Raw genomic sequence first — 11,629 nt, 5'->3', positions numbered from 1 at the left:
GTTATATTTTATGCAATACTCCTAATGAAAACCCATCGCCGATGACGGTTGAACGGAAAAGCATATGCTTCAGGCCTCCTGAAGGTTTCGAAACCGAATCCCTTTTTGAGGATAATGGACTTTCGGTTAAACCCGGCAAAACGCAAAAGCGCAGAGTGCGCCGGATTTTTTACGACACCTTCGAGTGGCAGCTGCTCGCCAATAATGCCGCGGCGATCCAGGAAAACCGGCTCCTGAGCCTTTACAATCTCGATACAGGCCTGCCGTTCGCATCAGTCGGCCATTCGGCAACTGCCCGTTTCTTTCACCCGTTCGAACTTAAAGACGAGAAATTCAGGAGTGAAATCGAACGATACACCGAACTCAGAGCACTCATAAAACGATGCACCGTGGAAGTTGACATCGTTTCTCAGCAACTCCTCGATGAGGAGGAAAAAACGATCGCCATCCTCAACAGGGAAACATACTTCCTTTTCAAGGAGAAGAAAAGCCGGATACTGATAACCGAAAATCTTGCCATCACCCCACTGAAAGGATTTCAGGAAGAGACCGAAACTTTTGCATCCGGCACAGGAAAGCTTCTCGGGAGGGAACACAGAACCCGATATCGCGATCTTTTCATGCAGTTCATGGATGCGGCGGGCGTTCCCGTCAACGATTACTCTTCGAAAATCAGAATCACGCTTCAGCCCGGTGACCCGGTTCAAAAATCAGCCGCATCCCTCCTGCTCGGCACACTCGACATCATGAAGCGGAACGAGCCATGGATTCCGGAAAATATCGACACTGAATTTCTGCACGACTATCGGGTGGCGGTAAGAAGAACCCGTTCCGTTCTCGGCACTATCAGGGATATTTTCGATTCCGGAACCACCGCCAGATACCGGAATGCATTCAGAAATGCGGGCAAAGCATGCAATGCCCTGCGCGACTGCGACGTCTACCTCCTCAGAGAGTCGGATTACCGGGCTATGCTGCCGGAATCGCTTGCCCCCCATATCGCCGCCTTTTTCAAAGAGCTGCATGAACTGCACAGAATCGAGTTGCGCCGGTTCTCATCATTTCTGCGATCGAAAGCATACAGAGCCATGCTCGACGAATGGAACGGTCTTCTCGGGGAAACCGAAAGAAATCCGGTTCCTGTCGCCACCCAAGATACCGAAGACCGCTCCACCCTGGCAGTAGCAAAAAAAAACATCAGGAAAGCATGGAAGAAGGTGCTCAGACACGGCCGGGCCATCCCGGCACAAGCCTCCGACGCGGAACTGCACTCCCTGAGAATAGACTGCAAAAAGCTGCGCTATCTGCTCGAACTGTTCGCTTCCCTTTTTCCGGATAAGACCATGGCCACGGTCGTGCGACAGCTCAAGGAGCTGCAGGAAAACCTCGGAATGTTCGTCGATCTTGCCGTCCAGCAGCAATACCTTGCCGGACACATCGAACAGATGAAGGAAAAACCCTCGGACCCCGAGCTTGCCGCAGCTTTGGGCGGACTGATAACGACACTTCACTGCCGACAGCAAAAAAACCGAAAGCTCTTCCACCGCACCTTCAGGCATTTCGACAACGACGAAACCGAAACCCTTTTCAACGCACTCCTCAACAGTTGAACGCAAAAAAAATGAAAACGATTGCGCTTTACAGCATCAAGGGCGGCGTAGGAAAAACCGCAGCGGCAGTCAATCTTTCCTATCTCGCCTCGAAAGGAGATGCCCGCCAGACCCTTATCTGCGACCTCGACCCCCAGGGCGCCAGCTCCTTTTACTTCAGAATTTCTCCGAGAGACAAATACAACAGCACCAAATTTCTCGAAGGCAGCGCAAAGATCTATAAAAACATCAAAGCAACTGATTTCGAAGGACTCGACCTGCTCCCTTCCGACTTTTCCTACCGCAATCTCGATCTCGAACTGCTCGAAGAAAAAAAGCCTCAGAAAAAACTCAGGAAAAACATCAATGAACTGAGCTCGGAATACCGCTATATTTTTTTCGACTGCCCGCCAAACCTCACGCTCTTTTCAGAGAGCATCTTCGCAGCTGCCGACATCATACTCGTACCGGTCATTCCCACGACGCTCTCCATACGCACCTACGAACAGCTCAGAAAGTTTTTTAACGACACCGGACTGGACTCGTCAAAAATCAGGGGGTTTTTCAATATGGTTGAGAAAAGAAAATCGATGCACCGCGAGATAATAGAGCAACGCGGATCGCAGCCCGACTTTCTGAAAAGTTCAGTGCCCTACAATTCCGAAGTCGAAAAAATGGGTATCTACAGGGCGCCTCTCAACGCCGTACACCCCTCATCAGCGGCAGCCAAAGCGTTCCGGCAGCTTTGGGAAGAAATACAAGTTGACCTGCTGCCCTGATCGAGGCTCGCATCGCTCCTGCACGTCAGGCAATCCCCCTATGGATGGCTATGGTTTCCATCCGCTGCGCGATCCCTCTATGGCAGCAAGAATCGAACGCAAGGCAATCCTCGCAACTGACGCGTAACTCACCTTACCGCAACGGCTGCCGATCGCGCGGATTTTCGGCACAAGCACCCGGGCAACATGATCGGGTGCTTCTGCGACAGCTTCAAGAAAATGAAGGGTTTTGGGATCGTTACCCTGCATCAGCAGAAGTGTTTTTACCAGACCGGGACTCAGTTCGTGAACTCCGACGGAAGTGATCGCATTATTGCGGATCTCTTCAGAAAGAAACCTGGTTACCGAAGCGACGGCGGTTTTCGAAGCACGGTGCGGTACGGAAGAACGTGAAAATTTCGCTCCTGCGCGGGAAAAACCCATATTGAAAATATGGTAGATCGGCCTGGGCGAGGCAGGCTGGGCAAGCATGATCCTGAGCGCTTCTGCCGATGCCATCATGGTTCCGGCAAGATTTGTGGCGCATACCTCCTGCATATCGCCGACGTCCAGTTCCCACAACGGGCGCTTGTATGCGCCTGCGCTTCCGGCATTGTTTATCCAGCGATCAACCCTGCCGAGTCTGTCCTGCACGAAAAGCGAAAAATCCTTCAGATCGGCAGCTTTCGACACGTCACAGACCGCTGCATGAACCGAGCCGCCCTGAACCCGCTCTGAAAGCGACTGCAGCGCACCCTCAAGTTTTGCCGCATCCCTTCCGCAGATAACCACCCTGTCGCCGGCTTCAAGAAACCCGGAAGCAAGCGAAAACCCAAGTCCGCTTCCTCCTCCGGTTACGACAATGCCAAGCCGGTCGGGCTCAGTCATCCCCGCAGCCGCCGGTTTTCTCAAGCGGAAAATCCGACACCGGATAGATCTCCCATCCTGAAGCGTCGAAATGCCACCACTCGGAGGGAAAAGGAATAAAACCCTCAGCCATCATAACCGTTTCAAGCAGCATGGCGTTGCCCTGCGCTTCAGCCGACGAGCCCTTCCAGCTTCTCGATGCCTTTTCCGAAAAATCGTCATACTCCGTCGGCATGGCCAGCGGCTTTCCCGTGCTGTCCGCAAGACTGACATCAACAGCTGCACCCCGGTTATGCCTTGATCCTTCAGCCGGATCGGCAACGTAACGTTCGTCCAGCAGAATGGCCCAGAACGCTTTCTGCACCGATAACGGGCGGTAGCAATCGAAAACGATCAGCCGGTAACCCATACCGCGCAGCTTCTCCTGCACCTTCAGCAGACGCATGGCTACATCCCGACGCAGCAGGCACCTGGCCGCCGGATAAACCTGCTTTCCGGTAAAGTTATTCGTTGTCGCATACCGTATATCGAGCACGATCGACTTATCGTAATCGGCAATATCGGCAAACATCAGATCCGGTTCCCGGGCAAAAACCGTCCGGAACGACAACAAGAAAAACAACAAACAAAACGAAACCTTTCTCATGGCTCCAGGCTCTCGTCTTCATTACTGCAAGACTGCCAGAACCTATAGAGCGCCGAAACACAGTCAGGAATCAGTTCACGCCAGGCTTCCCTCTCATCTTGCGTCAACTCCGGCATATCCTCGTCAGAACCGGACAGCGCAAAAATGGGAGAGATCAGCAGCATCTCCTCTTCGCCGGCTTCTTCGATGGAATCGAAAACCGGCTGCCATTCGTCCCACCGCAGCTCCATGCCGAGAATGAACCCGAGCGTCCAGGCACGAACGGCCATCGATTCCTCTTCCGGGTCGTCGAACGAGCAAAGCTCGTAAAGCGGCAGATAGCTCTCCGGATTAGCTTCAAAAACCGATACCACCGAGTTCATATAACGGACGATCAGTGCCGTTATCCGGCCGGCTTCCTCCTGCGATGCAAAAACAGGTTCGGCCTGTCCCTCCACATCGAACACCATAGGCATCCACTCATTGGGAAGCACAAGGGAAGGGCCAACGGCAAGAGACGCAAGAAAGCCATCGAGCATGTCGAGCGTCATGGACTTCTCGCCATGTACGTCGGAAAGCAGAAAATCCTCGAGCTGATCGAGTTCTTCGCTTGTCAGCGGCTGCAGCAGATCATCGGAAAGGGTCATAAAGTAAAAAAAATTGTTGGTTGCATGGACTCGTGACTTCCAGCAGTTATCGAAGCCTGTTTCAAAGTAATCATAATTACCGCAACAACCTGAAGCATTCCGCCAGGCCGACGTCCCTGCGGCGTCGCAATAAAACTCGTCGTCTGAAAAAACGACAAGGGCAGTCACCGGGAACCATCCGACGCTGCAACCCGGTTTCGGAAGCACTTCATCGCGATTCCCTGCATAAAAGGAGATTATTTTTCCTGTCAGTTTGGATTTTAAGCGCACAATACGGTAACTTAAAGTTTTGGTGCCAAACCGTAAAAGCCCTCAATCCGGTAATTCCAACTCAATTGCTTATGCTGTCCCGAAAGTCCTTCGCCCGGCCACAATCCGTATCAGGAAATCCGCAGCAGACGCTCCGCAGGTATATTGGCCCCCTTCTTTTTGCTCTCTCTCTTCTTTTCATTACGCCTTCCGCCACTCTTGCCGATCAATCTTCAACTCCCTCACCCGAGCAGATAGCGCCTGAAAATAACGCATGTTCGATGAGCCGCTTCTTTGGCGACGTAAAACAGTTTTTCGGCATCAGGTACCGTTTCGGCGGACAAACGGCCGCAGGCTTCGATTGTTCAGGATTTGTTCGCTTCATGTACGACAGGGTTTTCAGTATGAAACTCCCTCGCACATCCCTGGAAATGGCCGGTATCGGGCAGAAGATCGAGCGCAGCGAGCTTAAACCGGGCGACCTCGTCTTCTTCCAGACCCGCGGCAACCGTATCAGCCATGTCGGAATTTTCGTCGGCAACGACACCTTCGTACACTCCTCCGTCTCCAAAGGCATCACCGAGGACAAGCTCCAGCAGAACTACTACGACAAACGATACGCCGGAGCCGTGCGTGTGCTCGACAACATCATCCCCGACCTGCCTTCATTTTCCACGCAACCGGAAATCCCTGTTCTGTCCGTCGAGCAGCCATCCTGAATCAATACATCATCCTGAACCGCGTCTGCTGCATCATCTCGATGGCGCCTGCCGATGCATTCCGGCACATGAATTCCATTTCAGCAATCAATTCCCTTTCGGAGCGCCGGAACGGCAGAACCGCATACTTGCTGATGTCACAGTGCGGGAAGGCGGGATATATCATGAGAAGACAGACCCAAGGCATCCGGATCGTCAGGCAGAGGCTCCGCAATCAGCTTCTTTTTCTCACATCATCGGTTTACAATTCAGAACCGTCATACCGGGTGCCCTGAACCGTCCGATGCAGCTCCCGGATATCTCAGGGAACACGTCCTCCGTTATAACAACTAACGACACTTTAATGTCCCCTCTTACCTGATAATGCCTTTCGCAACGAGTGCCTCCCGCACCAGCTGCTTGCGGAGCGGCAGATCGGTTTCGCTGCGAATATCCATATTCAGGGCGAAAAACCAGACCTCATCGTGCGTTTCCAGATAACCCACATACCACCCTGTCTGCGGCTTTGCTGACGCCGCCCATCCGGTTTTGCCGTATATCGAAAAATCGGGGTTACTTTCGGCAACCATGATCTCCCTGAGCGTCGTATATGAGAAGTCGCTGAACGGAAGCTTCCGAAGATAGACGTTCCTCAGGAAATCCGTTTGTTCCGATGCGCTGATTTCCAGCGAGCCGTCGAGCCAGAAGGTCGTCGTGTCGAACGGCTCCCGCAGCTTCCCGTAACCCGAACGCTTCAGGCAGTCACGGTACTTCTGGGCTCCTATCAGGCGGGCAAGCTCCTGATAGTACCAGACGCATGATACCCTGAAGGCGCTCTCCAGCGTCTGGTCACGGTTCCAGTCGGAGAACTCATGCCTCCTGCCGTTCCATCGGATCACATGATCCTTTCCCGTCGCGACCTTCTCCTCAAGCGCAATCAGGCTGTTGAGTATCTTGAAGGTCGAAGCCACGGCAAACCGCCGGTTAGACCGTTCGTCATTGTGCACGAAGGTCCGTCCGCTCTTCAGGGACGAAAGCACCAGCGTGCCATCTGTGTTCCTTCGGGCAAAAAGCTCCGCCAGCACTGCGTCGCGGGCCGCCGCAGGTAACGGCATAACGAGCAGGTAAAGCGAAGCGGCAAGCGCGCACACAAAAAAGACCCGAAACGGTTTTGCCATTTGGTTTTCGATTCAATTTTCAGGCCGCCGCATCAGATGAATAACGTAACCGCTCCTCCCGCCAGGCCGCTGCACAGCACGACAAGCCAGGGAGGAAGTTTCCAGAACACCAGGCCGACAAACGCAAGGAGAGCGATCGAAAAGTCTTGAGGACCGTCGATCGCGCTCGTCCAGACGGGATGGTAAAGCGCCGCAAGCAACAGACCGACGACAGCCGCATTGATGCCGGCAAGAGCGGCCTGCATGAGACTGCTGCGACGAAGCTTTTCCCAGAACGGCAGAGCCGCGAACACCAGCAAAAAAGAGGGGGTAAAGATTGCTGCCAGACAAATTGCTGCTCCGACAGCCCCGGATGGATCACCTGCCATCGATGCGCCAAGAAAAGCCGAGAACGTGAACAATGGACCGGGAACAGCTTGAGCAGCGCCATATCCGGCAAGAAAAGCATCGTTATCGACCCAGCCGGAAGGAACGACTTCGGCCTGCAAAAGCGGCAGGACGACATGGCCGCCTCCGAACACCAGTGAACCAGCACGATAAAAAGCATCCGCCATCGATATGGCCTGCCCCGGCATAACCTCGGCAAGAAACGGCAGACCTGCAAGTATCGAGAGAAAAAGGAAAAAGAACAGCAATCCCGTACGCCGTCCTACCATCAGCGGCAAGGGATCGTGTTCTCCGAGATCTTTCGGCTTGAATACCGCAAGCCCGAGCATTGCTGCCATCAGAATCACGACTATCTGGCCAACGGCTGCAGGAAACACAAGCGCCGCACAGGTCGCCAGAGCCATAATCGTTACACGCGTCCCATCCGTACAAAGATTCTTGGCCATTCCCCACACAGCCTGCGCGACTACGGCGACAGCAACGATTTTCAAGCCGTCAAGCACGCCGGCAGGAAGCCTTTCCCCGAAGGTCGTGAACCCCATCGCAAAAAGCATCAGGGCGATGGCCGAAGGCAGGGTGAATCCCGCCCATGCAGCCAGAGCGCCGCCATATCCTGCATGCGAAAACCCGAGCGCAAGACCGACCTGGCTGCTTGCGGGCCCCGGAAGAAACTGACATAATGCCACAAGATCGGCATAGCTCCGCTCCGAGAGCCACTTTCTGCGAGTGACGAACTCATCCCGGAAATAGCCGAGATGAGCTATCGGTCCGCCGAACGAGGTGAGGCCAAGCCGCAGAAAAATCAGAAAGACCGCAAGCGGATGCCTGTCATGAGCCTTATTGTCCGGCATGCTTCATAGCGATAAAATTGATGGGATTCGGAACGACCGGACTACTTCACATAGGACCGCAACACCGATATGACCTGTTCGGTATCCGCCTGCCTCTGGTCGGGCGATACTTTTTCGGCGCCGATATGCTCGCGTATATGCCCCTCCAGCACGGTCATCATCAACCCGCCCACAGCCCCCCGTATGGAAGCTATCTGCTGCAGCACCGCCGAACAGTCGTCCGATGATTCCTTCTGCAGCACGGATTCAAGCGCTTCTATCTGCCCTTTGATCCTGCGGATGCGATTCAGCAGCTTTTTTCTGCCTTCTACCGTGTGAGCCATTGCATTTATCCATGAAAATTATAGTATAGGGGAGTATACCATTTTTTAAGAAATTCCTGCAATAAGAGTGCCGTCACACATGGATACAGAGACGTTAGACTCCAGGCAACTGAATCAGTGCCATATCTTTGACGAAGGAAATCCGCTTGCGGAGAAACGGACAAAATGGGCCGTGATCCTGACCGCGTTTGCCATGGTGCTGGAAATTGCCGGCGGCTGGATCTTCAACTCCATGGCGCTGCTTGCCGACGGGTGGCACATGAGCTCGCACGCGCTCGCTCTCGGCCTGTCGCTGCTTGCCTACAGGGCTGCCCGGCACTTCGCCCGGGATACCCGGTTTTCGTTCGGAACCTGGAAGATCGAGGTGCTCGGCGGCTACACCAGCGCGGTGTTTCTCGTCATGATTGCCGGCCTGATGTTTTTCGAGTCGATAGAGCGCCTGATAACGCCATCCCCGATCCAGTACGATCAGGCCATTGCCATCGCCACGTTCGGCCTGATGATCAACCTCCTCTGCGCCTGGCTGCTCAACGACAGCGGCCATCACCATCATCACCATGGGCAAAGCAACGATCATGAGCACGAGCATGGACATGAACATCACCACGACATCAACCTTCGGGCGGCTTACATTCACGTCATTACCGATGCCGCAACCTCGGTACTTGCCATTGTGGCGCTCTTCGGAGGACGTTTCTGGAATGCCGTCTGGCTCGACCCCCTCATGGGGATCGCAGGCGCAATCCTGGTGAGCCTGTGGGCTTTCGGGTTATTGCGCGATTCCGGACGCGTACTTCTCGATGCCGAAATGGACACTCCCCTTGCCGAAAAAATCCGCCATACCATCAGTACCGGCACAAACAACGCCATCATCACCGACCTGCATCTCTGGCGCATTGGTAAAACGCACTACTCCTGTATTATCGCGCTTAACACGCCAGAAAACATTACGGCCGAACAGATAAAAGTATTGCTCGAACGACACAGGGAACTCGCCCATATCACCATCGAAGTGAACAGGATGTAGAACAGGAAAACTGCCACGCGGTTAGATCGCTATCCCGAAAATCAATTCAGCTGTCGGCAATGCGCTTCAGCGGATTTTCTGGCACCAACCCTCAACAACTCGAGTTCATGCTCAGTATGAGCACTGCCGATATGCTTGAGAAAGGAACGATGTTTATCTTCATTTTGGATCGGGTGCCCCGGATGCAGTCCTGACCTTTCTGATCGTCAAGTCTCCGCGCATGCTGCTCCGCAAAACCGGAAGCTCCTGTGAACAAATTCGTTACACAGCCTTGTGAGATGAGAGTCTTTCTGCAGCGAAAATCGACGCAACGCCCGTAACGGCAAGTTGCAGCAACGGCAGCAACCCGATTCCTGCAACCGTCGGCATAGATGGCAGATAGTTCCATGCATGCTGCAGATGAGCCGCTGCATACTCGACGACAGCCGCAGTGATAATAGCCGCAAGGAAAAATACCGCGATATGGCTTACCGTGTTCCCCCGGAGCAGAGAGCGAAAAACGAAGGAGTGAAACAGGTAGAGCCCTGAAACTGCAACCGCGTCATAAAAGGCCATCTCAACCATCATGGGCACATATTGGCGATAGTATTTATTGGCAACGGAACCCTTTATACTTGTCATGCCGGCGATTCCAGATGCCGAATCCGGACACCTTCCGCATGTTCAAGGATTTCCCGGGGCATCGAGAAAATCGTTCCACTATACCTTCAGTAATACATCGGCAGGTATATGCAGTTCCTTATGCAACAGTCGAATCTGGCGGATAGATAATGGCCGTTTCCTGTTTAGCAGGTCACTTGTCCGACTTTTCGATCCAATCATCCTTGTCAAATCCTGTTGATCCAGTCCCATTTGATCCATTCGAAACTTGATTGCTTCTATCGGGTCCGGGTAATCGACTGGAAAAAGCTCTTGTTCATACTTTTCTATGAGAATCCCGAGGATTTCCAGTTCGTCGCCATCCTTTGTGCCCGGTTTTGCTGTAAATATCTCTTCCAGGCGCGCAAGTGCCTGCTGATAGTCCTGTTCGGTTTTTATCGGTTTGATCTGCATACTGTGCTCCTAAACTTCTGTGGCATTAATTTTATCGTATTCTGCATGGGTTCCTACAAATCGGATGAATACCTGGCCATAGTCAAAGTTTATCATGGTAATAAGCCGGTACTTGTTTCCTTTGATATTGAATACTATCCGATTACTATTCAAAATACTGGCTGTCGGATAGTATTGCTTCAATGCATTGGGTGAACTCCAGTGTGCTTGTTCGGCTTCCTTGAACCACGCCTTGAGTGGTTGTTCAGCATCGCTGTGTTGCGTCCAGAACTGAACAAGCGTTTTTCGCGAAATGACTCTCAATGCCTCGTGGTTACGGTTTTAATCGAAACATACACTATTCCCATATCGGGAACAATAGGCGTTCATCTGAAATTCTGAATTCACCGGTCTCCCGGCGCACCCTTGTTATATCGATGCCTTTCACATAAGCAAAAGTGGCGAAGTCAGGGCAAATTCCACTCCATGCTGCTCCGTAAAACCGGAAGCTCCTGTGAACAAATTGGTCAGGCAGCCTTGTGAGATGAGAGTCTTTCTGCAGCGAAAATCGACGCAACGCCCGTAACGGCAAGTTGCAGCAACGGCAGCAGACCTATCCCTGCAACCGTCGGCATAGATGGCAGATAGTTCCATGCATGCAGCAGATGCGCCGCTGCATACTCGACGACAGCCGCAGTGATAATAGCCGCAAGGAAAAATACCGCGATATGGCTTACCGTGTTCCCCCGGAGCAGAGAGCGAAAAACAAGTGCGTGAAACAGGTAGAGCCCTGAAACTGCAACTGCGTCATAAAAGGCCATTTCAACCATCATGGGCACATATATGATCGCCTCCATCTCCGGATGATCCTGATAGAGCAGGCCGTGCAGGCACTCCCAGAAAAAATTAAGAAAGAATGCCACGATCCAGAGCGAAGCAAAAAAAACAGGCGTTTTTCTACCGGCGGTTTCCATATCTGTGCATTAAACCATTACAGAACAGCAACCGAAACAATAGGTGACAGCAACAAAGTTCCTTGGTAGGGCTCACTCCCCCACTGCACAAACCCTGATGGATGCCCTGGTTATCCGAAGCAGGACGAACGCAAACCCGGGCAGAAATGCGTTTCCTGACAGCGGTTACTTTAGCATTACCGATGAGCTTTCCGATATGCTGAAAACCGGCAGAGCCTGGGCCTGACGCAACCGGAATTATCCCTTTACCTCTTCAGGATCCCGGACAACGGCTATCCCGCTCTCTATTCCCGCACGAATATCCTGCCGTAACAGATCCATCTTCGCCTGACGAATGGAATCCTGCTCGGCCATAAGACGCAAAGCTTCACGCATAACCTCACTTGCAGATGTATAGAGCCCGGACTTGACTTTGTCCCGCACC

The 11,629-nt window shown here is 52.9% G+C and carries 15 protein-coding genes and 1 pseudogene; 4 read left to right on the top strand and 12 right to left on the bottom strand.

Going from position 1 to position 11,629, the window contains the following annotated elements; translation table 11 throughout:
- The first annotated feature begins 41 nt into the window (after positions 1 to 41).
- Together K4305_RS06520 and K4305_RS06515 are read left to right on the top strand one after the other, a co-directional pair.
- Complete coding sequence (locus K4305_RS06520) at positions 42 to 1,610, top strand: CHAD domain-containing protein (RefSeq protein WP_331561591.1); 1,569 nt, start codon at positions 42 to 44, stop codon at positions 1,608 to 1,610.
- Positions 1,611 to 1,621: 11 nt separating this feature from the next.
- A complete protein-coding gene (locus tag K4305_RS06515; protein WP_331561590.1) occupies positions 1,622 to 2,368 on the top strand; it encodes a ParA family protein in 747 nt (248 codons plus the stop codon).
- Positions 2,369 to 2,416: 48 nt separating this feature from the next.
- Here the strand turns inward: K4305_RS06515 and K4305_RS06510 are convergent, their stop codons facing one another.
- The 3 genes from K4305_RS06510 to K4305_RS06500 form a co-directional block, all read right to left on the bottom strand.
- Positions 2,417 to 3,235, bottom strand: coding sequence for an SDR family oxidoreductase (locus K4305_RS06510; protein WP_331561589.1), 819 nt, complete (start codon positions 3,233 to 3,235; stop codon positions 2,417 to 2,419).
- Entirely contained in the window at positions 3,228 to 3,785 is a 558-nt protein-coding gene (locus tag K4305_RS06505; RefSeq protein WP_331561588.1) for a M15 family metallopeptidase, read from the bottom strand. The genes K4305_RS06510 and K4305_RS06505 overlap by 8 nt, the downstream gene beginning before the upstream one ends.
- Positions 3,786 to 3,856: 71 nt before the next feature.
- Positions 3,857 to 4,486 (bottom strand): UPF0149 family protein, encoded by a 630-nt coding sequence (locus tag K4305_RS06500; protein ID WP_331561587.1) that lies wholly within the window; start codon positions 4,484 to 4,486, stop codon positions 3,857 to 3,859.
- Positions 4,487 to 4,827: 341 nt separating this feature from the next.
- Between K4305_RS06500 and K4305_RS06495 the strand changes: the two genes are divergently transcribed.
- Positions 4,828 to 5,454, top strand: coding sequence for a C40 family peptidase (locus K4305_RS06495; protein ID WP_331561586.1), 627 nt, complete (start codon positions 4,828 to 4,830; stop codon positions 5,452 to 5,454).
- A 353-nt stretch (positions 5,455 to 5,807) separates the two neighbouring features.
- Here K4305_RS06495 and blaOXA read toward each other — a convergent pair whose 3' ends face one another.
- The 3 genes from blaOXA to K4305_RS06480 are packed head-to-tail and all read right to left on the bottom strand — an operon-like array spanning position 5,808 to position 8,172.
- On the bottom strand, positions 5,808 to 6,611 hold the full coding sequence (blaOXA, locus tag K4305_RS06490) for a class D beta-lactamase (RefSeq protein WP_331561585.1): 804 nt from the start codon (positions 6,609 to 6,611) through the stop codon (positions 5,808 to 5,810).
- Between the two features lie 32 nt (positions 6,612 to 6,643).
- On the bottom strand, positions 6,644 to 7,849 hold the full coding sequence (gene chrA, locus K4305_RS06485; RefSeq protein WP_331561584.1) for a chromate efflux transporter: 1,206 nt from the start codon (positions 7,847 to 7,849) through the stop codon (positions 6,644 to 6,646).
- A gap of 41 nt (positions 7,850 to 7,890) precedes the next feature.
- Complete coding sequence (locus tag K4305_RS06480) at positions 7,891 to 8,172, bottom strand: metal/formaldehyde-sensitive transcriptional repressor (protein WP_331561583.1); 282 nt, start codon at positions 8,170 to 8,172, stop codon at positions 7,891 to 7,893.
- Positions 8,173 to 8,251: 79 nt separating this feature from the next.
- Here K4305_RS06480 and dmeF point away from each other — a divergent pair, with 79 nt between their 5' ends.
- The gene (dmeF, locus tag K4305_RS06475; protein WP_331561582.1) at positions 8,252 to 9,199 is read left to right on the top strand and encodes a CDF family Co(II)/Ni(II) efflux transporter DmeF; all 948 of its coding nucleotides are present in this window, start codon (positions 8,252 to 8,254) and stop codon (positions 9,197 to 9,199) included.
- A 50-nt stretch (positions 9,200 to 9,249) separates the two neighbouring features.
- Here dmeF and K4305_RS12300 read toward each other — a convergent pair.
- From K4305_RS12300 to K4305_RS06455, 6 genes and pseudogenes are all read right to left on the bottom strand, one after another.
- Positions 9,250 to 9,421 (bottom strand): annotated as a pseudogene (locus K4305_RS12300) (IS1634 family transposase); the annotation flags it as partial.
- Between the two features lie 39 nt (positions 9,422 to 9,460).
- Complete coding sequence (locus K4305_RS06470) at positions 9,461 to 9,820, bottom strand: hypothetical protein (RefSeq protein ID WP_331561581.1); 360 nt, start codon at positions 9,818 to 9,820, stop codon at positions 9,461 to 9,463.
- 78 nt (positions 9,821 to 9,898) lie between these two features.
- Positions 9,899 to 10,252, bottom strand: a complete 354-nt coding sequence (locus K4305_RS06465; RefSeq protein WP_331561580.1) for a helix-turn-helix domain-containing protein — start codon at positions 10,250 to 10,252, stop codon at positions 9,899 to 9,901.
- Positions 10,253 to 10,261: 9 nt separating this feature from the next.
- Positions 10,262 to 10,555: a type II toxin-antitoxin system HigB family toxin gene (locus K4305_RS12295; protein ID WP_442880432.1), complete on the bottom strand. Its 294-nt coding sequence runs from the start codon at positions 10,553 to 10,555 to the stop codon at positions 10,262 to 10,264.
- Between the two features lie 203 nt (positions 10,556 to 10,758).
- A complete protein-coding gene (locus tag K4305_RS06460) occupies positions 10,759 to 11,205 on the bottom strand; it encodes a hypothetical protein (protein WP_331561579.1) in 447 nt (148 codons plus the stop codon).
- Positions 11,206 to 11,442: 237 nt separating this feature from the next.
- Entirely contained in the window at positions 11,443 to 11,628 is a 186-nt protein-coding gene (locus tag K4305_RS06455) for a type II toxin-antitoxin system ParD family antitoxin (RefSeq protein ID WP_331561578.1), read from the bottom strand.
- Between the last annotated feature and the right edge of the window lies 1 nt (position 11,629).

It is taken from the genome of Chlorobium sp., assembly GCF_036528655.1.
In the GTDB taxonomy this organism is placed as follows: Bacteria; Bacteroidota; Chlorobiia; order Chlorobiales; family Chlorobiaceae; genus Chlorobium.
The sequence above is the reverse complement of the archived record's forward strand: the minus strand, read 5'-3'. Positions and strand labels throughout refer to the sequence as shown.

Bases quoted from the DNA above. Each gene is read 5' to 3' on its own strand.
- K4305_RS06520 (WP_331561591.1), top strand. From the start codon at position 42: ATGACGGTTGAACGGAAAAGCATATGCTTCAGGCCTCCTGAAGGTTTC.
- K4305_RS06515 (WP_331561590.1), top strand. From the start codon at position 1,622: ATGAAAACGATTGCGCTTTACAGCATCAAGGGCGGCGTAGGAAAAACC.
- K4305_RS06510 (WP_331561589.1), bottom strand. From the start codon at position 3,235: ATGACTGAGCCCGACCGGCTTGGCATTGTCGTAACCGGAGGAGGAAGC.
- K4305_RS06505 (WP_331561588.1), bottom strand. From the start codon at position 3,785: ATGTTTGCCGATATTGCCGATTACGATAAGTCGATCGTGCTCGATATA.
- K4305_RS06500 (WP_331561587.1), bottom strand. From the start codon at position 4,486: ATGACCCTTTCCGATGATCTGCTGCAGCCGCTGACAAGCGAAGAACTC.
- K4305_RS06495 (WP_331561586.1), top strand. From the start codon at position 4,828: ATGCTGTCCCGAAAGTCCTTCGCCCGGCCACAATCCGTATCAGGAAAT.
- blaOXA (WP_331561585.1), bottom strand. From the start codon at position 6,611: ATGGCAAAACCGTTTCGGGTCTTTTTTGTGTGCGCGCTTGCCGCTTCG.
- chrA (WP_331561584.1), bottom strand. From the start codon at position 7,849: ATGCCGGACAATAAGGCTCATGACAGGCATCCGCTTGCGGTCTTTCTG.
- K4305_RS06480 (WP_331561583.1), bottom strand. From the start codon at position 8,172: ATGGCTCACACGGTAGAAGGCAGAAAAAAGCTGCTGAATCGCATCCGC.
- dmeF (WP_331561582.1), top strand. From the start codon at position 8,252: ATGGATACAGAGACGTTAGACTCCAGGCAACTGAATCAGTGCCATATC.
- K4305_RS06470 (WP_331561581.1), bottom strand. From the start codon at position 9,820: ATGACAAGTATAAAGGGTTCCGTTGCCAATAAATACTATCGCCAATAT.
- K4305_RS06465 (WP_331561580.1), bottom strand. From the start codon at position 10,252: ATGCAGATCAAACCGATAAAAACCGAACAGGACTATCAGCAGGCACTT.
- K4305_RS06460 (WP_331561579.1), bottom strand. From the start codon at position 11,205: ATGGAAACCGCCGGTAGAAAAACGCCTGTTTTTTTTGCTTCGCTCTGG.